The following is a 25,621-nucleotide window of genomic DNA, read 5'->3' on the forward strand; positions in this document are numbered from 1 at the left end:
ACCTGGGTAAGTTCATCGGACTTATTCGTTTGCTGCCTACCTGCGACTCCAATAACTTTGGGAATATCTGCATTCTTGAAGTCACGGTTGTGATTCAGCTATTTCAGTCGCATGGGTCTTATTAGGCTCTCTGCTGGGATGCCGTACAGGCTATGCAGTTTCCAAATCATCGGCAGAGTGAGGCTACGTTTGCGGTTGAGTATTTCATAGACGCGATTACTTCTGCCGATGGCAGGCATCAGATCTTTTGCTGTCAGACCTGATTGCTCCATACGAAATTTAATGGCTTCAATGGGGTCGGGAAGATCGACAGGAAAGTGCTTTTTTTCGTAGGCTTCAATTAAGACAATCATCACCTCAAAAAAATCACCTTCAGGGGTATTGGGTTCTGGCTCATTATCAAACAATGGGGATACAGCGTTGAGCGCTGCTCGATAATCTTCTTCATTGCGGATTGGCCGGATATTCATCACTTACTCCATCTCAACATGGTTTGCATCCACGGCATCATACTGTTTATGCGAACCAATAAATTTTATGTATACCGCGCCAAAACGATAAGCAATGGCGGTAATCATCCGATAATCATTTCCTTTGATGTTAAACACTACCCGGCGGCTTTTAAGGATGTTTGCGCTGCGAAACTGGGCTTTTATGTCATTAGGGGTAGCCCACTGAGCATGTTTAACCTCATCAATCCAGGCTTTTAGCGGCTGTTCTGTCTCAGGATGCTTAGCCCAGAAAGTCGTTAAGGTACTGATGGCGATGATTTTCATAATTGTGATGGTAGTCCCCATATGGGACTGATGCAAGCTAAATATCCCGCAATGGGACTTTGAGGCGCATCTGTCCGTAGATGTCAGTTTATGTCGTGGTGCTGTCCGGGGGTATTACTACGGTACTGATGCGGGATGTGCCAGTAGAAAACGACATAAATGCGAAGCGTCTCGTAACTTAATGACAGTACTGAGGGGGAGGGAGGCCGCTAGTTGCGAAAAGTAAAAAAGCCACCCGGAGGTGGCTTTTGGCAGAACTCGACATCAATCCATTATTTGGAGATGTGAGAGATCAGATCCAAAACTTTGTTTGAGTAGCCAGTTTCGTTATCGTACCAAGAAACCAGTTTCACAAAGTTGTCATTCAGCGCGATACCTGCTTTAGCATCAAATACTGAAGTCAATTTTTCGCCGTTGAAATCGGTAGAAACAACGTCATCTTCGGTGTAGCCCAGAACGCCTTTCAGCTCGCCTTCTGAAGCTGCTTTGATTGCAGCACAGATTTCTTTGTAAGAAGCTGGTTTTTCCAGACGTGCAGTCAGGTCAACAACGGAAACGTTAGGGGTAGGAACGCGGAACGCCATACCAGTCAGTTTGCCGTTCAGTTCTGGGATAACTTTACCGACGGCTTTAGCAGCACCGGTAGAAGAAGGGATGATGTTCTGGGATGCGCCACGACCGCCGCGCCAGTCTTTATGAGACGGGCCATCAACAGTTTTCTGAGTAGCAGTAGTTGCATGCACAGTGGTCATCAGCGCTTCAACGATACCGAACTTGTCGTTGATCACTTTAGCCAGTGGAGCCAAGCAGTTAGTGGTACAAGAAGCGTTAGAAACGATCTCTTGGCCAGCATATGACTTGTGGTTAACGCCCATAACAAACATAGGGGTATCGTCTTTAGAAGGACCAGTCAGAACCACTTTCTTCGCGCCAGCAGCGATGTGCTTACGTGCAGTTTCGTCAGTCAGGAACAGGCCAGTTGCTTCAGCAACAACGTCAACGTTAACTTCGTTCCACTTCAGGTTAGCCGGATCTCTCTCTGCGGTAACACGGATGGTTTTACCGTTAACAACCAGATGGCCGTCTTTTACTTCTACAGTACCGTCGAAACGACCGTGGGTAGAGTCGTATTTCAGCATGTACGCCATGTAGTCAGCGTCCAACAGATCGTTGATTGCAACGATTTCGATGTCAGAACGTTCCTGAGCAGCACGGAAAACAATGCGACCGATACGGCCAAAACCGTTGATACCTACTTTGATAGTCATATATTCCACCAGCTATTTGTTAGTGAATAAAAGGTTGGTTGTAAAATTACAAAAACCTTACCGAGCGTCAAGCGGAATCGTGTCAATTATTGCTACAAATCAAACCACGATAGGTAGATTGAACATTAATCGCGCGTTTCCAGATACGATTAGCCTCATTTTTATATTGGGGCGAATTATTCAGTTTAAAGTGAGAATCCGTAATATTTGAGATTTTAATCACATTTACACCGTTAACACTTCGATGGCATACAGTTTAGGACAATTTTAAATGCTTTGTTGTTAATTTTTTGTTATTATTAGACGTTGTTTTCGTTGACTTTATTCCCTGCCAGAGAATCGCACAAATGGCTAAAGAACTGAACCCTACAGAAAATATAGAGAAACTCTCCGATATTCAGCGACATGTCACCCAACAGCGAGGGACCGAAGCCCCTTTTAGCGGCAAATTGCTGCATAATAAGCGTGAGGGTGTCTACCAGTGCTTATGTTGCCACCAGCCACTTTTTATCTCAGAAGCCAAGTTCGACTCTGGCTGTGGTTGGCCGAGTTTTGATCAACCGCTTGATGCTGACTCTATCCGCTATATTGATGATTATTCACATAATATGCACCGCGTAGAGATTCGTTGCGGCCATTGCGATGCGCACTTAGGGCATGTTTTCCCTGATGGTCCACAGCCTACGGGGGAGCGCTATTGCGTGAACTCAGCATCACTGAATTTTGTTGATGATCAAAATGGCGAGCAAACGGCGGGTTAAATAGTCGCTGATGCTGTCATTTTGTGTAAGTAAAATCGATTCAGCTTATTATTCATTTAGCTAAGGATGCTCTGATGGAGCTTGAAGACCTGATTTCAGTGATGACACCCGAGATTTACCAGCGTTTAGCTCAAGCTGTTGAGTTGGGTAAATGGCCGGATGGCGTGGCGCTGACACCGGAGCAGAAAGAGAACAGTCTGCAAATGGTCATGTTATGGCAAGCGCGTCACAACGAGGATGCTCAGCATATGAGTATCGGCACGGATGGCCAGATAGTGATGAAAACCAAGCAAGAGCTAAAGCAACAGTTTAGCCAGCCGACGTTAGTCAAACTGAAACCAGAGTAGGGCATTGCGGGCAAGATTATTGTTATGCGTAATACCTGCGCTAACTAACGGAGCCACTGTGGCTCCGTTACTGTTTATACCGGAGAGTGGGTTATCCACGATCTGGATGAATCTCAGCAAGAAATTGTGCCAGCGTTTGCACATTTGCTCCCGCCTCCTTCATGGCATCAAGCGCTTGCAGGCTGTCTTGCGGTTGTAAGTTGACGCCGCGACAACCGTCACTGATGACGGTCGTTTGATAACCTAAAGCTAATGCATCCAACACGCTGTATTTCACGCAGTAATCCGTTGCCAGCCCCATAATAAATAATCGATCTATTCCATGCTGTTGTAGCCAATCATCCAACGGCGTTTTGGCCCGCCGGCCATTATCAAAAAAAGCACTGTAACTGTCGATGTCAGGATCTTGCCCCTTGCGGAAGGTGGTGACAATCGCGTCTTGCTGTAATTGCGGATGCCAATCGGCTCCTGACGAATTCTGTACGCAATGCACGGGCCACCATACCTGTGGTAACCCATTTAGGTTCCCAATGGTCCCCGGTTCCGCATTCGAATTAACCGCAAAACTGCGGTGTTCGGCAGGGTGCCAATCTTGGCTGGCGATGACCGGTATTTGTTGGTTGAGGCAAGCATCGATGGCTTGATTCGCAATGGCAATTACGTGATCGCCCTCCGTCACTGCCAGCGCGCCGCCGGGACAGAAATCATTTTGCAGGTCAATTAAAAGTAAGGCTGTGCTCATTGATGCTCCGCAGGATCACTTGGTGTCGGTTAATTCCCCACGCAGGTTTTGTTGCATCAACCGGCGAATGTCTTCAGGGGCGAGAGATTGACTCAACAAATAATGCAGCTTGGTCAGTGCCGCTTCAACTGTCATGTCAAAGCCACTGATCACCCCAGCATGAGCCAATGCATTACCGGTTGCATAGCCTTCCATATTGACACTGCCAGAAATGCACTGGGTGAGATTGATCACTACAATACCGCGCTCGCTGGCATTTTTTAACTCGTTTAGTAATTCCGCTTTTTGCGGCGCATTCCCCACACCATAAGAGCGTAAAATTAGGGCTTTTACGGGTTGCAAAAGGAAGTTACGCACCACCGCACCGGATATGCCAGGGTAGATAGTGACCACGCCAATAGGTTGAGGTGTGATGTTATGGACGATTAATGGCCCGTTATTGACCGGCGATTCAACTGAGGCTATTCGGCGAATGTGGATCCCTGCTTTGAGCAGGACGGAGAGATTGGGTGAGGCAAAAGCATCAAAGCCATCAGCATGGGCTTTGGTGGTGCGGTTGCCACGAAATAGCTTGTTATTAAAGAACAAACTGACTTCATTCACCGGATGGTTGGCGGCCAGATAGAGCGCATTCAGCAAGTTCGTTTGCCCGTCAGAGCGCAGCTCCGCCAAGGGAATTTGGGAGCCAGTGACGATCACCGGCTTGGACAAATTTTCCAGCATAAAGGAGAGCGCCGAGGCCGTAAAAGCCATGGTGTCAGTGCCATGCAAAATAACAAAACCATCGTATAAGTCGTAGTTTTGCTGAATATCATTGGCGATATGCTGCCAGTCTTCCGGCGTCATATCGGAGGAATCAATTAATGGCGCATATTCATGGATAGTAAAGTCTGGCATTTCAGGCCGATGGAACTCAGGCATTAGGGCGAGCTGGCGTTGCAGGTGACCAGAGACCGGAATGTATCCATTTTCCGAGCGTTGCATACCAATAGTACCGCCCGTGTAGGCAACATAAATAGATTTCTTCTGCATGAGCATTTAGACCTGAAAGAGTACTGAATGAGATGGAGGGATTATAGGGAGACTGACGAGGAAAAAAAGCCCGACAGATGCCGGGCTGGGTATTTATCTCTGATTTAATGCGTTAACTAGCGCACATCACCGCAGGTGAGGCATAACGCATAGCGGTTCTGTGGGTCATTCAGCGTATTGAGTAAGCTTGGCTGCTCTTTAATAGCCTGTGCCATGATGGATATCGGTGCAGGCAACCATGCCTGAATAGCCGCAGGCAACATCGCCTGTACTGACGCACTCATTTGACCGAAGATCAAATCACTGAGGCTAGGTTCATCAATAAACCAATTCAGTTGCCACGTTTTCAACTGTGCCAGTTCGGCCACTTTTTTCACGGCATCATCAAAATCACCTAACTGATCCACCAAACCATTATTTTTGGCGTCAAAACCAATCCACACATGGCCTTGAGCAATTTGATCCACTTGCTCTGGTGTTTTGTGGCGCGAGGTTGCGACCAGGTCAACAAAGGTCTTGTAGCCATTTTCGATATTGATTTGCATCATCTGAGAGAACTCAGATGGCAAATCTTTGGTAATCGAAATATCCGCCAGCGGTGAAGTCGCAACACCATCCGTATGGACACCGATGCTTTCGAGTGAATTTTGGAAAGTATTAATCACACCGAAAATACCAATTGAGCCAGTGAGTGTGCTCGGGCTGGCGACAATGTAGTTAGCGGGCGTTGAGATCCAGTATCCACCAGAAGCGGCCATGCCACCCATTGACACCACCAATGGCTTTTTAGCCGCACGTAAGGCCGATAACTCAGAACGAATCAGCTCAGAGGCGCTTACGCTGCCCCCTGGGCTGTTAACACGCAAGATAACAGCTTTGATTTTCGGGTCCAGTCGCGCCTGACGAATTTGTGCCGCCAATGTATCGCCACCTACATTTCCTGGCGTCTGTGGACCATCCATAATGGCACCATTAGCGAAGATAACGGCTATCTGCTCGCCTTGTTGTGGTGTCGGTGTTGGTTGATAATCATAAATACTGATGTAATTGAAGTTGTTACTCTTTTTATCCCAACCAAAGGTTTTGATCAGTTCACTCTCCATGTCGGGACGTGAAGCCAATTGATCGACCAGTTTATTGTCCAGCGCATATTTAGCCGTTGAACCTCCAGCAGTTTGCAACCCGCTGATCACGCCAGCGGCACCGGGGAAGAGTTGCTCAGGCGTTAACTGCCGATTAGCCGCAACCGCAGTAAGATAATTTTGCCATAACCCACCAATCCAACGGCTGTCAGCTTCACGGGCCGCCGGTGACATATCATCGCGAATCATTGGCTCCACCGCAGACTTAAAGGTACCGACGCGGAAGATATTGGTGGTGACTTTGAGTTTTTCTAGCAAGGATTTGTAATAGAGGTTATTGCTGGCAAAACCATGCAGGTCAACAGCACCTTGTGGCGACAGGTAAATTTTATTGGCGAAGCTAGCTAAATAGTATTGGTTTTGATTATAGCTGTCGCCAATTGCGTAAATAGGTTTGCCACTGTCACGGAATTCCCGCAGTGCTTTGCCGATATACTGCAAAGAGGGCTGGTCAGCGCCCGTAAAGTCACTCAGAGACAGCACCATACCATTAATATTATTATCGGTTTTGGCGAGACGAATGGTTTCTACCACATCGAACAGGGAGTTTTCTTGTAATCGATTACTGGATGCACCTAATAACTCGCGGCCCCATTGGCGCAACTTATTATTCACCGCCGGCTGATCAACGACCACGCCACTTAAATTAACTAATAATGCACCTTTTACCGGCTCTACCGGCTTCGTTTGGAACTGTAAGTAAACACCAACACCGACCAAAATTAACAATATAAGAAAAAGATTCAGAATAAACTCTCTAACAAAATTCAATAGACGCCAGGTCCACTTGAAAAAGCCAGAAAAAATTCGCCACAAAGTGTGCATGTTATCTCCAACAAAATCGCGCAAGTACGGCTATCCTAATGACCTGACGAACAAAAGTCAGCTTTAAATCACAGAGAAACCTAGCCTATAGACCAACACTGGTAACAAAACGACAACTTATGCTACCGTGCTGAAAATGAAAATCGTTATCAGGAGAAAATGATGGATGCGTTGGAACTATTACTTAACCGCCGCTCGGCGTCCCGCTTAACCACTCCAGCCCCAGCAGGCGAGGCATTGGACCATATTATCCATGCGGGTATGCGTGCCCCGGACCATGGCACATTACAGCCGTGGCGCTTTGTTTTAATCGAAAATGACGGTTTGGAACGTTTTAGTCAATTGTTACAAAAAGCCGCTCAACACGACGGTGCAGATGAGGCGGTTTTGGCGAAAGCGAAGCAGGCACCATTTCGCGCACCTTTAATTATAACCGTGATTGCGCATGTTACTGAAAATCCGAAAGTGCCTAATTGGGAGCAGGTAGTCTCTGCGGGTTGTGCGGTACAAGCCATGCAGATGGCGGCTCTGGCGCAGGGTTACAATGGCATCTGGCGTACTGGCTCTTGGACCTATCATCCGGTAGTTCGTCAGGGTTTTGCCTGCCGTGAACAAGATGAAATCGTGGGTTTCCTCTATCTCGGTACACCACAATTAAAATCCGCGACGAAAGTGACGCCACCGGACTACAGCACTTTTGTTCGTCACTTCTGAGTGTTATCTATTTCCCTCAGTTTTCGCAGCTTGCGGTTTTTATCGACAACAAGCTGCGTTTTCGCCTGCTTTGTGACCAACCTATCTGCCCAACAGCGGCTCTCTACTTACCAAGCCACGCCATAGACGCTACCATAGGCACCCTCAATGCAGCATTCCTGACTAAATAGTTTACTGATTGATTAAACTGCTGATTACTAACCACCAGACGGGAGAGTGTTATGACATCGCCAGCGATACGTCTTACTCAATACAGCCACGGAGCGGGTTGCGGTTGCAAAATTTCGCCCAAAGTTTTGGATAAAATTTTGCATTCCGAACAACAAAAATTTCTTGATCCTCGTCTGCTGGTGGGAAATGAAACACGCGATGATGCGGCGGTTTATGATATTGGCAGTGGTGTCGGCATTATCAGCACCACCGATTTTTTCATGCCGATCGTTGACGATCCCTTTGATTTCGGCCGAATAGCAGCCACCAATGCCATCAGTGACATCTATGCGATGGGCGGCAAACCTATTATGGCCATTGCGATTCTGGGCTGGCCGATTGATAAATTGGCACCAGAAATTGCTCAACAGGTGATTGAAGGTGGGCGCTTTGTTTGCCAGCAGGCGGGGATTTCTCTGGCGGGTGGTCACTCCATTGATGCGCCTGAGCCAATTTTCGGCTTAGCGGTCACCGGTATTGTCAGCACGGAACAGGTAAAGAAAAATAGTGCGGCTAAAGCGGGTTGTAAGTTGTTTCTGACCAAGCCGCTAGGGATCGGTATTCTGACTACGGCTGAAAAGCGAAGCCGATTACGGCCAGAACACCAAGGCGTGGCAACTGAAACGATGTGTCAGTTGAATAAGTCAGGTGCTGATTTTGCCCATATTTCCGGGGTGACAGCGATGACGGATGTGACCGGATTTGGCCTGTTGGGGCATTTGAGTGAGATTTGCCAAGGTTCCGGGGTTCAGGCCACGTTACATTTTTCTGCTATTCCACGCCTACCCGCCGTTGAAGAGTATATCGCCGAGGGCTGTGTGCCGGGTGGGACAGAACGTAACTTCGACAGTTATGGTCACCTAATCGGCAAAATGTCTGATTTACAGAAAAAATTATTGTGCGATCCACAAACATCGGGCGGTTTGCTGTTAGCCGTATTGCCAGAAGCTGAAGACGACGTGCAGGCAATTGCCGCTCAACATGGTTTGACACTCAGCCCCATTGGCGAGTTAAGCGCGGTGGATAGTCGCCGGGCACTGATTGAGATTACAGAGTGATCTTTTCTTTGACGTACTTACGCGGTGAATGATGCGACTTTTTATTGCCGAAAAACCGAGCTTGGCGCGGGCGATTGCCGATATTTTGCCAAAGCCGCATCGTCGGGGTGATGGATTCATTGCCTGTGGTAATGATCAAATGGTGACTTGGTGTGTCGGTCACTTGCTGGAACAGGCCCAACCGGATGCTTACGACAGTCGCTATGCCCGCTGGTCACTGGCTGACTTGCCGATCATTCCTGATAAATGGCGGCTACAACCACGCCCTTCGGTCAGTAAACAACTGAATGTTATTAAACAGTTGTTGCAGCAAGCTGATGAGGTTGTTCACGCGGGTGACCCTGACCGCGAAGGGCAGCTTTTAGTCGATGAAGTCTTGGATTACCTTGATTTGGTTGCCGAGAAACGGCAAAACGTGCGCCGTTGCCTGATTAACGATTTAAACCCGCAAGCGGTTGAACGCGCGGTGGAGCGCCTACGCTATAACCGTGAATTTATCCCATTGTGCGTTTCTGCCTTGGCCCGCGCCCGTGCTGACTGGCTTTACGGCATCAATATGACGCGTGCCTACACTATTCTCGGACGAAATGCGGGATATGACGGCGTATTGTCCGTTGGGCGGGTACAAACCCCGGTATTAGGGCTGGTGGTGCGCCGTGATGAAGAGATTGAAGACTTCATCCCTAAAGACTTTTTTGAAGTTAAAGCCCATATCGTCACTCCGGCGGATGAGCGTTTTATTGCGCAGTGGCAGCCGAGTGACTCCTGCGAATCCTATCAGGATGAAGAAGGGCGGTTGTTGCATCGCCCATTGGCAGAGCACGTTGTCAATCGCATTACGGGTCAGCCCGCCTTCGTCACCTCCTATAATGATAAACGGGAATCAGAAACCGCCCCGTTGCCATTTTCTCTATCCACATTGCAAATCGAAGCGGCTAAACGTTTTGGTTTGAGTGCTCAACAAGTGTTGGATATTTGTCAGCGGTTGTATGAAACGCACAAATTGATTACGTATCCCCGCTCAGATTGCCGATACCTACCAGAGGAGCATTTTGCTGGGCGTCATTCGGTACTCAATGCCATCAGCATTCATCAGGCCGATTTATTGCCGCTGGAGGTGATGGACAGCGATCGCCGCAATCGTTGTTGGGATGATAAAAAAGTGGATGCGCATCACGCGATTATTCCTACCGCGCGGGCGAGTAAAGTCAATCTGACCACTGACGAGGGCAAAGTTTATCGGCTGGTGGCGCAACAATACCTGATGCAGTTCTGCCCAGATGCGCAGTTTAGAAAATGTGTTATTGAGTTGGATATTGCTGGTGGAAAATTTGTCGCTAAAGCCCGTTTTCTGGCGGAGGCGGGTTGGCGCACTCTGCTCGGCAGCAAAGAGCGTGATGAGGAAAATGAGGGCGCACCGTTACCTGTGGTGGAGAAGGGCGCAGAATTGCTGTGTGAGCGGGGTGAAGTGGTTGAGCGCCAAACCCAGCCCCCTCGGCCATTCACGGACGCTAGCTTATTATCTGCCATGACGGGTATTGCCCGTTTTGTGCAGGACAAAGAGCTGAAAAAAGTGCTACGGGCAACGGATGGTTTGGGAACGGAGGCGACACGCGCAGGGATTATTGAGCTACTCTTCAAACGGACTTTTTTGTTTAAGAAAGGGCGCTATATACATGCCAGCCCAGCCGGAAGGGCATTGATTCACGCACTACCCGATATTGCTGCTCGCCCGGATATGACGGCGCATTGGGAATCGACATTGACACAAATTAGCGAAAAAAACTGCCGATATCAGGATTTTATGCAACCACTGGTGGCGACATTGCAAGATTTAATCAGTCAGGCAAAACAGAATCAAAATCGCTCATCTCAGGTGTTTCGTGGGTTGCCCGCCGCCCCGTCTGGGGAGACCAAAAAACGCAAGAAAACGCCGACCAAGGCCAAGGAGAATAAATCATGAGAATATGGGTACTGCTAGGTTGTATCGGTTTCGCCTCGCTGATCTCCAGTGCGGCGATGGCTAATCGAAACAATGTTGATGTTGTCGTTCCATTACCGCCCGAGGTTTGGAATAACTCATCAAACCGTAACACCAACAATAATCCTTGCACCCGTTGCTGTGTTTACCAAAACCAGAACTATTCAGAAGGTGCAGTATTACGAATTGAAGGTGAAGTTTTGCAATGTGTGCGTGATGCCAGTGTGATTGGCACCAATCCGCTGATATGGAAAAGGTTAACCCGATAGTCGGGTTAACCAGAATGCGGCTTAGCGTTTTTGAGCAATGAAAGCGTCTAATAATGGGATGTCAGCGGGTGCCAAGGGGTAACGGTAAGCCTCTTCTGGCAACAGCCAAACGAGGTCCGAGTGGCAATTCAGTACCGGCTCGCCGCTGAAATTTTCGATATGCCAGGCATGTAAGCGGATGATTTTCTTACCGGAGTCCCACTGATGGGAGGCGATATAGCGGGTGACAGTCGCCTCAATATTTAACTCCTCGGCAAGTTCTCGAATCAAAGCTTGAGGCTGGTTTTCACCCGCCTCAACTTTTCCACCAGGAAACTCCCACAATCCCGCTTGATCACTGGATGAGTCCCGCTGAGCCAGCATCACTTTACCGTTTCGTTCAATAATTGCGGCGACGACATCGATCATTTTTATTTATCCGTATCCGTAGTACTCAGGGATAAACAGCATAGTCCTGCCATCAAGCGAGACAATATATTAGAGTGCGAACTCAGACCATACAGGTGCGTGATCAGAGGGTTTCTCCATTCCACGAATCTCGTAATCAATGCCTGTGGCGATACAGCGGGCCGCTAATGGCTGGCTTGCCAGCAATAAATCAATGCGCAGACCTCTATTTTCATCAAAGCCCCGCGAGCGGTAATCAAACCATGAAAATTGATCATTGCAATCAGGATTTGCTGCACGGAATGTATCGACCAACCCCCAACTTTGTAACCGCTCTAACCACGCACGCTCTTCAGGCAGGAATGAACATTTACCGGTACGTAACCAGCGTTTTCTGTTCTCTTCGCCGATACCAATATCCAGATCCGTCGGGCTAATATTGATATCACCCATAATCAGCACCTGAGAATCGGCTGAAAGCTGTTGTTCCAGATACTGCTGTAAATCTGCGTAGAAACGCTCTTTTGCTGGAAACTTTATGGGATGATCACGACTTTCCCCTTGAGGAAAATAACCATTAATGACGGTTAGAGGACCTTGTGGTGTCGCAATGTCAGCCATGATAATACGGCGCTGAGCATCCTCTTCATCCGTAGGGAAGCCACGACGCACTGCCAAAGGCTTCTCCTTAGTTAATAGTGCGACACCATAATGGCCTTTTTGGCCGTGATAGAAAACGTGATAACCGTGCTGACTGACATCTTCAAGAGGAAACATATCATCGTGTACTTTTGTTTCCTGAAGACCGATGACATCTGGTTGATGCTGCTCAATTATTGCGGCGAGTTGATGTGGTCTAGCACGTAGCCCATTGATGTTAAAAGAGACAAACTTCATGGTCAGCACCGTTGATTTGCTAAGAAATGGCTCCGGATATTAGCAGATATAGAATGGAAATGTAATCCATTAACAGAGAATAAAGGAAAGGGGATAATGTTATATTGTCATTTTAGGTTGGGGAGCATTATTACGAAATCTAGATTTTAAAAAATACGCCAAAACCATCGGGTCATCTATGGAATAGCTATTGTTTAGTGATTGAAAAATAAACTGTCATTTTATTTCCACATACTTTCAAATAAGCATGCTATATAAAATAGATTTAGCCTTGAGTAAATCATCATCAGCACTCTTTTATCAAATAAGCCATGTATCATGTTTATTGTTTGAAAAATAATGAAAATATCGACTTATAAATTAAATGTATTCTCTTGCTAGAGGTGAGTCATAACTAATCACCTTAGCCAGTTGAAATTGCGTTGGGTATTTTTAACTATGAGTAGTGGCATGCCATAATATCCGATTGTGATTTTTTCCAGTCTATAGATGTTAATTGATTTTGTAACGTGAGGAATAAAAGATAGTTATTAGAAATCATGGATCTACGATGAGTCCTCTGCTAAAGCTATGGATAGAGTCAGGGGGGTAATGCATTAAATATCCACAGTGATAATAATAAAAATGCAACTTAACGCTATTTGTTCCTATGTGATGATGATTTGAGTGTCAATTATTGAAAATACAACCCATATTCTTAAGTTATTAAATACTTAATAATGTCTACAGATAATAACAAGCATTTAAGTATGCCTGTTGTTTTTTTTGGTAAATTTTGACTCAAAGGACTAGTGAATTATGTTTCTATCTAGAAAGCTAGAGGCCTTTATGGCAGTAGTTGAAAATGGCTCGCTGAGTAAGGCTGCAAGGGTGATGAACAGAACGATCCCCCCTGTAGCAAAATCAATAAAAGATTTTGAATATATAATAGGGAAAAAATTATTCAAACGAGAAAAGTTTGGTATGAGTCTAACTAGAGATGGTGAGGTTTTATATAACGATCTAAAGGATTTGTATCAACAAGAAAAAGAGATTACGAAAAAGCACCTGACCGGGCATGTTTCCAATGTCATCAATATTTACTACGATTGGGGTAAAAGTGAAAGTCTAATAAAATTATGCAAAGTGGCTGAAAAAAATAATATTCAAGCCAATGTAATTCAATTCTTTTATGAAAATATTGATGACATTGGGGATTATGATGGAAATTCACTAATCCTGTCATCAGAAATAATTCCCAGTGATAAATTTATGTTGCTAAATGAAGTGGTGAATAGTAGTTTTGGCATTTATGGTAGAAAAGATATTATTAATGAAAGCCAAGATATATTAAGTGTTCTTCATAATAATATTTGGTTATGCAATCCAGTATTATACAGAAGCAAAATTATTAAAAATTTAGAGGAAAGTGTTAAAAAACAATACAATAAAGTCAGTGTTAGGCAGGTAGATAATTTGATCTGTTGCTTGAATTTTATCTACTCTGGGCGATACGTATGTATTACAGACTCAGTTCTGGATGGTTTTAATGATGATTCTAAACTCGATTTTATAAATTTATCGAGTTTTAATCATGAGGGTAAATTATACTTCTATAAGTCACGTTCACATTCAAGTGTATTAAATAGACTCATTGACTACATCCAGACACTAGCCTAACCACATCATTTTTATTAATTTCTGTCTTGCTACGTTCGACATAAGCCTTTAAAAAGCTCTTATCTTTCCTGCCATTACTATTTTGACTTAATTGTCTGTCAGAAAATTAAGGATTTATATGTAAAGTAATGATGGGCGTTGTCTCGCTGCGCTCGGCGCGAACCTTGTCGAAGGTTCTCATCTTCCCCGATGAGTATTATTTTTTGATTTAGTTTATTTTGAAAGTTCGGGGGGGTATGAAAGATGGTGGTGGGGGAAGGATGACTCGTCACTTCGTTCCTCGCCCTTCGGGCCAACGCGATGCGTTGTTGTCTCGCTGCGCTCGGCGCGAACCTTGTCGAAGGTTCTCACCTTCCCCGATGAGTATTATTTTTTGATTTAGTTTATTTTGAAAGTTCGGGGGGTATGAAAGATGGTGGTGGGGGAAGGATTCGAACCTTCGAAGTCGATGACGGCAGATTTACAGTCTGCTCCCTTTGGCCGCTCGGGAACCCCACCACTGATTTCGTGGTTATATAACTAAAATACTTGGCCGTGATTGAACCTATTGTTTACGCATTAATCTAGAAAGATAAATTAATGGTGGTGGGGGAAGGATTATTCGTCACTTTGTTCCTCACCCTTCGGGCTGCCGCTTTGCGTCGTTGTCTCGCTACGCTCGGCTCGAACCTTATCGAAGGTTTTCACCTTCCCCTTAAGTGCTCATCTGAACTCCTGATACGGAATTAGCTTGAGGCTCAAGGTTAAATATGGTGGTGGGGGAAGGATTCGAACCTTCGAAGTCGATGACGGCAGATTTACAGTCTGCTCCCTTTGGCCGCTCGGGAACCCCACCACAGGCCTAACAACTTAACAAAGCTCTCTTGGTAAGCGGGGCGCATCATATCAAATGAAGCGCCCCTGTAAAGACTTGAAATGAAAAAAATAATTTGTTCGTTGCTTTTTTGTCCGCGCCGATGATTATGTGGGCAAAAAAGTTCTGTTTATTGTGTGCTTAGAGAATAACGGTACGGTTACCGTAAACAAAAACACGCTGTGCCAAAACACGATACAGAGCACGGCTAAGAACATTTTTTTCAACATCGCGCCCAGCACGCATCATATCTTCAGCTGTATAGGAATGATCAACATGAATGACATCCTGCATGATAATTGGACCTTCGTCCAAACTATCGTTCACGTAGTGAGCCGTGGCACCAATGATTTTCACACCGCGCTCATAAGCCTGATGGTAAGGGCGTGCGCCGATAAATGCGGGCAAAAATGAGTGGTGGATATTAATAATCTGGTAAGGGAAGCGTTGAACAAAGGCAGGTGTTAGGACACGCATGTATTTAGCCAATACAACATAATCTGGTTGGTATTGCTCAATTTGCTCAATTAAGCGTTGATCATGTTGATCACGAGTCAAACCTTCATGGCTTATCAGGTGGAAAGGAATATCAAAGCGCTCAACCAGTACCTTAAGTGCATCGTGGTTACCGATCACTGCCGCAATTTCGACATCCAGTCCACCATAGGCGCTCTTCATTAATAAGTCGCCGAGACAATGTGCTTCTTTTGTTACCATGATGACTATCCGACGTCGCCCAGCCGCGTGCAATTCACGGTTAGTGCCTTCGGGTAATGCATCGTCCAAATCCGCTAGCAGAGTAGTATCGTTAAAAATACCCTCTAGCTCTGTACGCATGAAAAAACGACCCGTCAGGTGATCAACGAATTCATTATTCTGTACAATATTCAACTGGTGCTTATAGCAAATATTGGTGATTTTTGCGATTAAGCCTTTGGCGTCAGGGCACATTGTGCGTAACACTTTCTTCTGTACATTCTGGTGTGGCATAAGGTGGTAAATCCTGTCTTAGCAATGCTGGATGTTGTGTAAGTTTAGTTTTTGATGATGCGAAAGTAATTAAGCGATTTTATTGCTAATGTCCGCAACACTTCTTATATTTTTTCCCCGAACCGCAAGGGCAGATATCATTTCTACCCACGGAAGGCCGTACTCCGTCGATATAATACCAGTGTTCTTTTATGCGAAGGAAGCGGGAACGTTCATGCATTGCGCTGACCTGTGCCCTGTTTTCATCAGTAAAATGGGCAATAAATTCAACAAAAGCTTCATCATCATGGCTGCCTGCTGTTTCGGCGATGACGGTTAACCCGACCCATGACGTATTGGCAAAGCTTTGAATTATCCCCGCCCGCCAATCCTGTGCTCCGCAACCTGGATGCCAGGTTTTAATCAGGTAGTCCACATTCTTTTTAACATAGGCACTGTAACGGGAGCGCATCAATACTGCAGGTTTAGCTGCAATCTGAGTACCCAGAATGTAGGGTTCACAGCATTTTTGATATTCAATGGTGTTACCGCAGGGACACTGTTCTGACAAAATTTCTCCGAAACAATTATTGATGCCACGATATCTGCTAAACATCGGTTAACGACAGATAGGGGTGAGCAAAAGTAGAGTCGATATCCAGCTATCTTACCTAATCACGAGTGGAGGTTCAAAGTTGATCATTTTGCGAGGGCATCAGGCCAGATAAAGTTTTGTGATTGACATCACAAAAATAGTTGACCGCCGTTTCATTATCGCGTAACTTAATAACTGTGATGTGTATCACATAAAAATAACGATATTTACAGGAGCAACCCATGAAATTGATCAATAAAGTTATCGCAATGTTTGAAAAAATGAGTGTTTCATTTGGCACCATCAACGGTTAATCGCCTTATTCATACTTTGTAAACTGCCACCATGTTCTGGGGCGGTTGCGATATCGAGTTAAAAACGCTTTAGCCGTCTAGAACTAACAGTGAAATTCGATAAATATGAGACGCTCTATTCATCGAATTTCATATTTCTACCGCAAAGCGCAACTTGTTATTGAGATTAATCTCAGGCCACAATCCTAAATCGCGACCATAATAGTCGCTATTTGGGTATCAGTTATTGAAACAATAAAGGTCAACGAAAAGTCAGCTAATATATACTGACGGTCACTTCACAATCCTATCATCTGTTACTCGCCCCTAAAGACTTCAGCCTATATAAGCTCAATAGTTCATATTGATAGCCACCAAATTCGGATGTAAATTCAAAACCTAAGCGCTGATACAGTTGCACCGCCGCAGGCTGATAAATATGGGTTTTTAGGTATCGACTGACTAAGTTTAACTTATTGTATTTAATAATGATTATAGTTCTCATCAGTATACTCTCAATCAGATCAGCATGAGTGCTCCCTGCTGGGTAGAGTGCCTCATATTTGAGAGAGTAGTCACGCGACTGTAAACCTTCGTCAGCAAAGCAACGTAGCGCGTAACAATTTCTGACAAGCACAATCAATCATTTTGAGCCACTATTACGTATAAGGTTAGCAAGAGAAGCAGTGCATGGAAAAACCACTAGTAGGTAAAAATATTTTAGTCGTCGAGGATGAAACGGTCTTTCGAACTGTCATCGCAAGATTCCTTGGCTCACTTGGCGCTACGGTTCACCAGGCAGGAAATGGACTAGAGGCGTTAGACCATCTTAAAGTTGAGTCTCCGGACCTGATACTTTGCGATCTCGCTATGCCTCAAATGGGTGGTATCGAATTTGTTGAGCGATTACTCATTCAAGGGGTGAAGATCCCGGTTCTCGTTATTTCAGCCACAGATAAAATGGCTGATATCGCGAAAGTCTTACGTCTGGGAGTTAAGGATGTTTTATTAAAGCCGATAGTGGATTTAAACCGTTTACGTGAGGCGGTGTTGGCTTGTCTTTATCCTGCGCTATTTACCTCACATGCCATTGAAGAAACAGAGCTTATTCAAGATTGGGAGGCGCTGCGCAAGAATCCGCAGGATGCCGCTCAGTTATTAAAGCAATTACAACCACCAGCCCACCAGACTATCGCTCACTGCCGAATAAATTATCGACAATTAACCATGGTTGAGCAACCGGGGCTTGTGCTTGATATTGCAGCATTATCAGATAAGGATTTGGCTTTTTATTGTCTGGATGTCACCCGAGCGGGGGATAATGGTGTTCTAGCAGCGCTATTATTGCGGGTGCTATTCAACGGGATACTACAAGAGCATTTGGCACATCAACAACAGCGTCTACCGCAAATGTCATCTTTGCTTAAACAAGTTAATCAACTATTAAGGCGTACCCATCTGGATGGGCAATTTCCATTACTCGTCGGCTATTATCATGTGGAACAGCAAAATTTAATTTTGGTTTCGGCAGGTCTACATGCCAATGTCAGTGCAGGGAAAAACCAGGTCCAACTCAGTAATGGGGTGCCTTTAGGCACCTTAAAAACGGCACACTTAAATCAAATTAGTCAGCGTTGTGATGCATGGCAATGCCAAGTGTGGGGGGGCGGGAGTCGTTTAAGGTTGATGCTTTCAGCCGATGAGTAGTACATCTATTGTATAAATAGCACAATAACAGGTTCATATAGTTAATGTATTTCTTTCTTTTATTCTCCTCATTTCCCCAGCGAATATAAATGGTTCTATAACAGTTTACCGAAATAAGCCAAATCTGTATCAATCAATGTGTACGTTCATGATGTGTGAAATATCGATTGATATACTTTTCTCCTGACTTATGTCTGAAAATTTCTACCCAGATTTTATTATTCGCTGGCAATAAGGTTGTGTCGCCTCAGGCTAAATTAAGGTTAGTTCTTGATAATGGTCGGCTATGCGTCCCTTATTGAATTGCAACTGAAGGATTGAACGAATGAAAGTGACGGTTTTTGGTATTGGTTATGTAGGACTCGTCCAAGCCGCAGTGCTGGCTGAAGTCGGTCATGATGTTCTTTGCATCGATGTCGATGCAAACAAGGTTGCTGATCTGCAAAAAGGCCGTATCGCAATTTTTGAGCCGGGCTTGGCACCCTTGGTGAAAGAGAACTATGAGGAGGGTCGTCTTCGATTTTCAACCGATGCACAAGCAGGTGTTATGCATGGCTGCATTCAATTTATTGCTGTGGGAACTCCTCCTGATGAAGATGGAGCTGCTGACCTTAAATATGTACTGGAAGTTGCTAGCACCATTGCTAAATATATGGATAGCCCTAAAGTTATTATTGATAAATCTACTGTTCCTGTGGGGACGGCGGATAAAGTGCAACAAAGGATAAAAGCGGTTCTAGAGCAGCGTGGTCTGGAAATAGCCTTCAACGTGGTCTCAAATCCTGAATTTCTAAAAGAAGGGGCCGCCGTAGCTGACTGCAAACGGCCGGAGCGTATTGTTATTGGTATTGATAGTGATGACAATGGCGTCATTGATTTAATTAGCGAGCTATATGAGCCATTTAATCGTAATCATGATCGCATGCTAATTATGGATGTTCGCAGCGCGGAACTGACCAAATATGCAGCAAATGGCATGTTGGCAACAAAAATCAGTTTCATGAATGAGATTGCAAATATAGCTGAGCGGCTGGGTGCAGATGTCGAAAAAGTACGGCAGGGCATTGGGTCGGATTCCCGCATTGGCTACCATTTCATTTATTCGGGCTGTGGTTATGGTGGCTCCTGTTTTCCAAAAGATATTCAGGCATTAATTCGGACAGCAGAAAGTTGCGATTATCAACCTCAACTGTTGCGGGCTGTGGAGCAAATCAATAACGAACAGAAGTATAAGTTGACAGATTTTATTCAACATCATTTTGATTCACAGCTTGCCAATAAAACATTTGCTCTTTGGGGGTTAGCATTCAAACCCAATACCGATGATATGCGTGAAGCTCCAAGTCGGGTTTTAATGGAGACATTATGGCGGGCTGGAGCGATTATTCAAGCTTATGACCCAGAAGCCATGGATGAAGCTCAGCGCATTTATGGTGCAAGAGATGACCTAAGATTAATGGGTACAAAAGAGTCGGCGCTACAGGGGGCTGATGCTTTGATTATTTGTACTGAGTGGCAGAATTTTAGAGCACCTGATTTTGACATGATCAAATCTAGATTAAAACAGCCAGTTATTTTTGATGGGCGCAATTTGTACGATCCTGAGCGCTTAAATAGCCGGGGATTCACTTATTATGGGATTGGTCGTGGAGCGTCGATTAATCAAGTGAAATAAACGACAAAAGATGATTCATGTGTTGGGTACAAAATCAAATGCGTTTCCTTTTTGTACTCAACCCAGCATGCCGATGAACTCACTTCACAGGTTGTGTTAAATACGCTTTCATATTGCAAAATTATGGAAAATCTCAGTTACCCTAGTTATATCAATTATTGCGAAGCGATAAATTAACAGAGTATTCTTATGGCCTGACTAACAGAGTGATAACAGAGGGTTATTTATAGAAGTTGATATGTTTAGGTCAGTTACGCCTTGTCAGTTGTACGTTAATTCATCGAAACTACGATAGATACTTCAGCTATGATTGGTGAAATGCTTGAGATGGATAAAAAAATACCCTCCGTATTATAGGAGGGTATTTTTATCGCAATAGTAAATTAACGAATACTATTACAGCAGGAAATCATCTAGTGATTTGCCTTCTTCTTCAATGGCTTTCTTAATCACTGCTGGAGTACGGCCTTGGCCTGTCCAGGTTTTCGTTTCGCCATTTTCGTCTACATACTTATATTTAGCTGGACGTGCAGCACGCTTCGCTTTAGTCGTCGCTTTAGTTGCACTCATAGTTTGCAGCAGTTCATTTGGGTCAATACCGTCAGCAATAAGCATTTCACGGTATTGGCTCAATTTACGTTCGCGTTCTTCAATTTCAGCTTGTACTTGAGAATCTTCTTCGCGGCGTTCGTTAACGACCACTTCAAGCTTCTCCAGCATTTCTTCTAAAGTTTCAAGAGTGCATTCGCGTGCTTGTGCACGTAGAGTACGGATGTTGTTAAGAATCTTTAACGCTTCGCTCATTGTCCTGGTCTCAAATTATAATTGGTGGGGGGGCGTCTGGATAATAATAGAGTGCTATTTTAATTTCTGCAATAGCCAATTTGATTAGCATCCTCGAATTTACGTATTTTATTAGCGAAAAGTTGCTGCTTGCTACTAATAAGCGATGGCGTCTTGTTATTCACCGTGCTTTTTTTAACGTAAAAGTTCATTTTTGTCGCTAATGACCCTACACGAGAACATGATTTTCTCACTAAGTTATAAGTTTGCTTTATATCAATAAAGCAAAAATAGGCTTCTATCCATGTTGCTCTGCACAATAACGGAGCACACTGAAAATCAGGATATTGATATAGTTGCTATGGCAGATTCAGTAAGGAAAAAAAGGATGCTGTATTGGATTTGTCAGATTCTGAGAATATTTGTTATCACTATTTTACGAATAAATCATGGGAGCACATTACTTGTATCATTAATGAACCAATCGTGCGCACTGCATATCCAGCATAGCTGCTTTTTCCTCTCTAATCGGGTTAACGCTCAAACAGTGCACTTTCTCAGCATCAATATTGTGAGGTTGGTCATGTAATGTACCTGATAATAGCGAGCGGTTTCAAATGAAGGTACCTAAATTTCATTAGCCCAATCATTACTTAATATAGAAAACAGTAATATAGAGAGAGGGCGTCTGCGTCACGTAAAGTCTGAATTTATGATAAACTGCATCCACGTTGTCGTTATGACTATTTATTATACCATTGGAGTGACGGGCCCATGGCTCAGCTTTATTTCTATTACTCTGCGATGAATGCAGGGAAATCCACCGCGCTGTTACAGTCCTCTTATAACTACCAAGAGCGGGGTATGCGTACCTTGGTGTTTACGGCTGAGATAGATAACCGCTTTGGTATTGGGACTGTCAGTTCACGTATTGGTCTCTCTTCACAGGCTTTGCTTTATAATAACGCGACCTCACTATTATCCATTATCTCGACTGAGCATCAGGAAAACCCCATTCACTGTATTTTACTTGATGAATGCCAATTCTTGACCAAAGAGCAAGTTCAGGAGTTGTGTCAGGTCGTAGATGAATTGCATATCCCCGTGTTGTGCTATGGCTTGCGCACCGACTTTCTCGGCGAGCTATTTCCCGGCAGCAAATATTTGTTGTCGTGGGCTGACAAATTGGTTGAGTTAAAAACGATTTGTCACTGTGGCCGTAAAGCGAACATGGTGTTGCGTCTGGATGCGCAGGGTAAAGCTGTGCACGATGGCGAACAGGTCGTTATTGGTGGTAACGAGAGCTACGTCTCCGTCTGCCGACGCCATTACAAAGAAGCTATTAAAGCCGCTTGTCTTTAGTATTATCCTTCAATGTTAATTATCCCTCCACAGGCGCCTCACAGGACTGTTTTTTGATGTTGTGGGGTAACTTGCCTTCTATTGCGATCATGCTACTCCGCCCAATACAGCGCCGCTCAATGCATTGTACTATTGAGATGCCAAAGGGGGAGGGGAGGTCGTTAGTGACGAGAGTCTACAAGAGGGTAAATATAATGCAGCCAAGTGTGGAGATAAAAAGAAACCCCCAATAGACGATGGCTATTGAGGGTTATATCTTCAGTAACTTACCCCATTCGAAAATGGGGTTTGCACATTAAGATTATTACTTCTTGGCTTTTTTCTCTGCTTTAGGTGCTGGAGCTGCAACAGCAACTTCTTCACGGTCAAGCTCTTCGCTAAATTCGCGGCCGTAGTAAGTATCCATCAGAATCTGTTTCAGTTCAGAGATCAGCGGGTAACGTGGGTTAGCACCGGTACACTGGTCATCAAATGCATCTTCAGACAGTTTGTCTACTTTTGCCAAGAAATCAGCTTCCTGAACGCCAGCTTCACGGATTGAAGCAGGGATGCCCAATTCAGCTTTAATTTCATCTAACCAGGTCAGCAGTTTCTGAATTTTCTGTGCGGTACGGTCGCCCGGTGCACTCAGACCCAGATGATCTGCAATTTCAGCATAACGACGACGCGCTTGTGGGCGGTCATATTGGCTGAAAGCGGTCTGCTTAGTTGGGTTGTCATTCGCGTTGTAGCGGATAACGTTAGATATCAACATGGCGTTTGCCAGACCGTGTGGGATGTGGAACTCAGAACCCAGTTTATGGGCCATTGAGTGGCAGACACCCAAGAAGGCGTTGGCAAATGCGATACCGGCAATGGTCGCGGCGTTGTGAACACGTTCACGAGCAACCGGGTTTTTTGCACCTTCGTTGTAGCTGGCTGGCAAGAATTCTTTCAGCAGTTTCAGCGCTTGCAGAGCCTGACCGTCAGAATATTCGTTTGCCAATACAGAGACATAAGCTTCCAGCGCATGGGTCACTGCATCCAGACCACCGAACGCGCACAGAGACTTAGGCATATTCATAACCAGGTTGGCATCAACGATTGCCATATCTGGAGTCAATGCATAGTCAGCCAATGGATACTTCTGGCCAGTCGCGTCGTCGGTCACTACCGCGAATGGTGTCACTTCTGAACCGGTACCTGATGTGGTTGTGACCGCGATCATTTTCGCTTTCACGCCCATTTTCGGGAACTTGTAAATACGTTTACGGATATCCATAAAGCGCAATGCCAGTTCTTCGAAGTGGGTTTCAGGGTGTTCATACATCACCCACATGATTTTTGCAGCATCCATCGGTGAACCACCACCCAGCGCGATAATCACGTCTGGTTTGAAGGAGTTCATCTGCTCTGCACCTTTGCGCACGATGCTCAGGGTAGGGTCCGCTTCCACTTCGAAGAAGACTTCAGTTTCGATACCATGAGATTTCAGTACGCTAGTGATTTGATCTGCATAACCGTTGTTGAACAGGTAGCGGTCAGTCACGATGAAGGCACGTTTTGCACCGTCAGTTGCCACTTCTTCCAACGCGATAGGCAGGGAGCCACGGCGGAAGTAAATAGATTTCGGGAGTTTATGCCACAACATGTTTTCTGCTCGCTTAGCCACAGTTTTCTTGTTGATCAAGTGTTTCGGACCGACGTTTTCAGAGATGGAGTTACCACCCCAAGAACCGCAACCCAGCGTCAGAGATGGCGCTACTTTGAAGTTATACAGGTCACCGATACCACCATGAGAGGCAGGGGTGTTGATCAGAATTCGGGCGGTTTTCATTTTATCGCCGAAATACTTAACGCGTGCAGGCTGGTTATCTTGGTCTGTATATAGGCAAGATGTATGGCCGATACCGCCCATTTCCACCAGTTTTTCTGCTTTTTCAACAGCGTCTTCAAAGCTTTTCGCACGATACATTGCCAAAGTTGGCGACAGTTTTTCGTGAGCGAATGGCTCAGATTCATCAACAACTTTAACTTCACCGATAAGAATTTTGGTGTTGCTTGGGACTTTGATGCCTGCCATTTCAGCAATTTTAGTGGCTGGCTGACCCACGATAGCCGCGTTCAGGCCACCATTTTTCAGGATGATATCCTGAACTGCTTTCAGCTCTTTACCTTGTAACAGGTAGCCGCCGTGGGATGCGAAGCGCTCGCGAACTGCGTCATAAACTGAATCAACAACAATGATGGACTGTTCTGATGCACAGATCACACCGTTATCAAAGGTTTTAGACATCAGAATCGATGCGACAACACGTTTGATATCAGCGGTTTCGTCAACAACAACCGGGGTGTTACCGGCACCAACACCGATAGCTGGCTTACCAGAGCTGTAAGCGGCTTTAACCATGCCTGGGCCACCGGTTGCCAGAATCAAGTTAATGTCTGGGTGATGCATCAGTTGGTTAGACAGCTCGACAGTAGGCGCATCAATCCAACCGATAATATCTGCTGGCGCACCTGCGGCGATAGCGGCTTGAAGCACGATATCAGCGGCTTTATTGGTTGCGTCTTTAGCTCGTGGATGTGGCGAGAATACGATACCGTTGCGGGTCTTCAGGCTAATCAACGCCTTGAAGATAGCGGTAGAAGTTGGGTTAGTCGTTGGTACGATACCGCAGATTAAGCCAATAGGCTCAGCGATAGTAATCGTACCAAAGGTCTTATCTTCTTCCAGAATGCCACACGTTTTTTCATCTTTGTAAGCATTGTAAATGTATTCAGAAGCAAAGTGGTTTTTGATCACTTTATCTTCCACTATACCCATGCCTGATTCTTCTACAGCCAATTTGGCTAAGGGAATACGGGCATCTGCTGCAGCTAGAGCTGCGGCGCGGAAGATTTTATCAACCTGCTCTTGAGTGAAGTTGGCATACTCGCGCTGGGCTTTCTTGACGCGTGCTACTAGCTCGTTAAGTTCAGCGACATTCGTTACAGCCATAATGCTCTCCTGATAATGTTAAACTCTTTTAGTAAATGAGCTGTTGAAGCAACTAGTATAGACAGGCTCTAGCATGCTGTACTCACAAATAGAGATAGTTTTTATAGCTTACTTTCTCATTCTCACCGCTGATTTACTGAAAGAGCTTTTTTGTTCACTAGGAATATATGTAGAGGATAGAATTCTTTTTTCAACCTTAGCTCTATTTCCTGATGGTGTTGTTCTCTACCACTGCTCAGAGCTTAACTATTCTTAGGTATGATTTTCGTGATTTAAATCACAAAATCGTCAAGCTGACACCATTCAGCTATTATTTGTTGAGAGTAATTATCATTT

General features: G+C 45.0%; 22 protein-coding genes, 2 tRNA genes and 2 other RNA genes. 10 read left to right on the plus strand and 16 right to left on the minus strand.

Going from position 1 to position 25,621, the window contains the following annotated elements; all coding sequences use genetic code 11:
• Nucleotides 1–98: 98 nt before the first annotated feature.
• From HRD69_RS14920 to gapA, 3 genes are all read right to left on the minus strand, one after another.
• Entirely contained in the window at nt 99–470 is a 372-nt protein-coding gene (locus tag HRD69_RS14920; RefSeq protein WP_004875220.1) for a helix-turn-helix domain-containing protein, read from the minus strand.
• A 3-nt stretch (nt 471–473) separates the two neighbouring features.
• The gene (locus tag HRD69_RS14925; protein ID WP_004875219.1) at nt 474–776 is read right to left on the minus strand and encodes a type II toxin-antitoxin system HigB family toxin; all 303 of its coding nucleotides are present in this window, start codon (nt 774–776) and stop codon (nt 474–476) included.
• A gap of 272 nt (nt 777–1,048) precedes the next feature.
• Nucleotides 1,049–2,044 carry a glyceraldehyde-3-phosphate dehydrogenase gene (gene gapA / locus HRD69_RS14930; RefSeq protein ID WP_004875218.1) on the minus strand — a complete coding sequence of 332 codons (996 nt, stop codon included), beginning with the start codon at nt 2,042–2,044 and terminating at the stop codon, nt 1,049–1,051.
• Nucleotides 2,045–2,391: 347 nt separating this feature from the next.
• Between gapA and msrB the strand changes: the two genes are divergently transcribed.
• Both msrB and HRD69_RS14940 read left to right on the plus strand, forming a co-directional pair.
• Nucleotides 2,392–2,805, plus strand: coding sequence for a peptide-methionine (R)-S-oxide reductase MsrB (gene msrB / locus HRD69_RS14935; RefSeq protein ID WP_004875216.1), 414 nt, complete (start codon nt 2,392–2,394; stop codon nt 2,803–2,805).
• A 74-nt stretch (nt 2,806–2,879) separates the two neighbouring features.
• Entirely contained in the window at nt 2,880–3,152 is a 273-nt protein-coding gene (locus HRD69_RS14940; protein WP_004875215.1) for a YeaC family protein, read from the plus strand.
• 91 nt (nt 3,153–3,243) lie between these two features.
• Here HRD69_RS14940 and pncA read toward each other — a convergent pair whose 3' ends face one another.
• From pncA to sppA, 3 genes are all read right to left on the minus strand, one after another.
• A complete protein-coding gene (gene pncA / locus HRD69_RS14945) occupies nt 3,244–3,894 on the minus strand; it encodes a bifunctional nicotinamidase/pyrazinamidase (protein WP_004875214.1) in 651 nt (216 codons plus the stop codon).
• 15 nt (nt 3,895–3,909) lie between these two features.
• Nucleotides 3,910–4,926: an asparaginase gene (gene ansA / locus HRD69_RS14950; RefSeq protein ID WP_004875213.1), complete on the minus strand. Its 1,017-nt coding sequence runs from the start codon at nt 4,924–4,926 to the stop codon at nt 3,910–3,912.
• 116 nt (nt 4,927–5,042) lie between these two features.
• Complete coding sequence (gene sppA / locus HRD69_RS14955) at nt 5,043–6,893, minus strand: signal peptide peptidase SppA (protein WP_032814427.1); 1,851 nt, start codon at nt 6,891–6,893, stop codon at nt 5,043–5,045.
• A gap of 162 nt (nt 6,894–7,055) precedes the next feature.
• Between sppA and HRD69_RS14960 the strand changes: the two genes are divergently transcribed.
• The 4 genes from HRD69_RS14960 to HRD69_RS14975 all read left to right on the plus strand — a co-directional run bounded on the left by HRD69_RS14960 (nt 7,056) and on the right by HRD69_RS14975 (nt 11,125).
• The gene (locus HRD69_RS14960; RefSeq protein ID WP_032814426.1) at nt 7,056–7,607 is read left to right on the plus strand and encodes an NAD(P)H nitroreductase; all 552 of its coding nucleotides are present in this window, start codon (nt 7,056–7,058) and stop codon (nt 7,605–7,607) included.
• A gap of 221 nt (nt 7,608–7,828) precedes the next feature.
• Nucleotides 7,829–8,875, plus strand: a complete 1,047-nt coding sequence (selD, locus tag HRD69_RS14965; protein ID WP_032814425.1) for a selenide, water dikinase SelD — start codon at nt 7,829–7,831, stop codon at nt 8,873–8,875.
• Nucleotides 8,876–8,906: 31 nt separating this feature from the next.
• Nucleotides 8,907–10,838, plus strand: a complete 1,932-nt coding sequence (locus tag HRD69_RS14970; RefSeq protein WP_032814471.1) for a DNA topoisomerase III — start codon at nt 8,907–8,909, stop codon at nt 10,836–10,838.
• On the plus strand, nt 10,835–11,125 hold the full coding sequence (locus tag HRD69_RS14975; RefSeq protein ID WP_032814422.1) for a DUF1496 domain-containing protein: 291 nt from the start codon (nt 10,835–10,837) through the stop codon (nt 11,123–11,125). Before HRD69_RS14970 ends, HRD69_RS14975 begins: the two co-directional genes overlap by 4 nt.
• A 21-nt stretch (nt 11,126–11,146) precedes the next feature.
• Here HRD69_RS14975 and HRD69_RS14980 read toward each other — a convergent pair whose 3' ends face one another.
• Both HRD69_RS14980 and xthA read right to left on the minus strand, forming a co-directional pair.
• Nucleotides 11,147–11,533 carry a pyrimidine (deoxy)nucleoside triphosphate diphosphatase gene (locus tag HRD69_RS14980; protein ID WP_004875207.1) on the minus strand — a complete coding sequence of 129 codons (387 nt, stop codon included), beginning with the start codon at nt 11,531–11,533 and terminating at the stop codon, nt 11,147–11,149.
• 69 nt (nt 11,534–11,602) lie between these two features.
• Entirely contained in the window at nt 11,603–12,409 is an 807-nt protein-coding gene (xthA, locus tag HRD69_RS14985) for an exodeoxyribonuclease III (RefSeq protein ID WP_032814419.1), read from the minus strand.
• Nucleotides 12,410–13,207: 798 nt separating this feature from the next.
• Here xthA and HRD69_RS14990 point away from each other — a divergent pair.
• Nucleotides 13,208–14,068 (plus strand): LysR family transcriptional regulator, encoded by an 861-nt coding sequence (locus HRD69_RS14990; RefSeq protein WP_004875205.1) that lies wholly within the window; start codon nt 13,208–13,210, stop codon nt 14,066–14,068.
• A gap of 244 nt (nt 14,069–14,312) precedes the next feature.
• Here HRD69_RS14990 and HRD69_RS14995 read toward each other — a convergent pair.
• The 6 genes from HRD69_RS14995 to HRD69_RS15020 form a co-directional block, all read right to left on the minus strand.
• Nucleotides 14,313–14,439: non-coding RNA, RtT sRNA (locus HRD69_RS14995), on the minus strand.
• A 42-nt stretch (nt 14,440–14,481) separates the two neighbouring features.
• A tRNA-Tyr gene (locus tag HRD69_RS15000) sits at nt 14,482–14,566 on the minus strand.
• A gap of 82 nt (nt 14,567–14,648) precedes the next feature.
• A non-coding RNA gene (locus HRD69_RS15005) (RtT sRNA) lies at nt 14,649–14,775 on the minus strand.
• A gap of 43 nt (nt 14,776–14,818) precedes the next feature.
• Nucleotides 14,819–14,903 (minus strand) — tRNA-Tyr (locus tag HRD69_RS15010).
• A 159-nt stretch (nt 14,904–15,062) separates the two neighbouring features.
• A complete protein-coding gene (gene purU, locus HRD69_RS15015) occupies nt 15,063–15,911 on the minus strand; it encodes a formyltetrahydrofolate deformylase (RefSeq protein WP_032814417.1) in 849 nt (282 codons plus the stop codon).
• An 85-nt stretch (nt 15,912–15,996) separates the two neighbouring features.
• On the minus strand, nt 15,997–16,461 hold the full coding sequence (locus HRD69_RS15020) for a YchJ family protein (RefSeq protein WP_032814415.1): 465 nt from the start codon (nt 16,459–16,461) through the stop codon (nt 15,997–15,999).
• Between the two features lie 1,007 nt (nt 16,462–17,468).
• Between HRD69_RS15020 and rssB the strand changes: the two genes are divergently transcribed.
• Both rssB and HRD69_RS15030 read left to right on the plus strand, forming a co-directional pair.
• Complete coding sequence (gene rssB, locus HRD69_RS15025; protein WP_032814411.1) at nt 17,469–18,485, plus strand: two-component system response regulator RssB; 1,017 nt, start codon at nt 17,469–17,471, stop codon at nt 18,483–18,485.
• Between the two features lie 325 nt (nt 18,486–18,810).
• Nucleotides 18,811–20,160 (plus strand): UDP-glucose dehydrogenase family protein, encoded by a 1,350-nt coding sequence (locus tag HRD69_RS15030; RefSeq protein ID WP_004875200.1) that lies wholly within the window; start codon nt 18,811–18,813, stop codon nt 20,158–20,160.
• A 396-nt stretch (nt 20,161–20,556) separates the two neighbouring features.
• Here the strand turns inward: HRD69_RS15030 and hns are convergent, their stop codons facing one another.
• On the minus strand, nt 20,557–20,964 hold the full coding sequence (gene hns, locus HRD69_RS15035) for a histone-like nucleoid-structuring protein H-NS (RefSeq protein ID WP_019210129.1): 408 nt from the start codon (nt 20,962–20,964) through the stop codon (nt 20,557–20,559).
• A 753-nt stretch (nt 20,965–21,717) separates the two neighbouring features.
• Here hns and HRD69_RS15040 point away from each other — a divergent pair.
• Nucleotides 21,718–22,305: a thymidine kinase gene (locus HRD69_RS15040; protein ID WP_004875197.1), complete on the plus strand. Its 588-nt coding sequence runs from the start codon at nt 21,718–21,720 to the stop codon at nt 22,303–22,305.
• A gap of 304 nt (nt 22,306–22,609) precedes the next feature.
• Here HRD69_RS15040 and adhE read toward each other — a convergent pair whose 3' ends face one another.
• Nucleotides 22,610–25,285 (minus strand): bifunctional acetaldehyde-CoA/alcohol dehydrogenase, encoded by a 2,676-nt coding sequence (gene adhE / locus HRD69_RS15045; RefSeq protein WP_004875196.1) that lies wholly within the window; start codon nt 25,283–25,285, stop codon nt 22,610–22,612.
• Nucleotides 25,286–25,621 lie beyond the last annotated feature (336 nt).

Origin of the sequence: Yersinia mollaretii ATCC 43969, from assembly GCF_013282725.1 — a bacterium.
Taxonomy (GTDB): domain Bacteria; phylum Pseudomonadota; class Gammaproteobacteria; order Enterobacterales; family Enterobacteriaceae; genus Yersinia; species Yersinia mollaretii.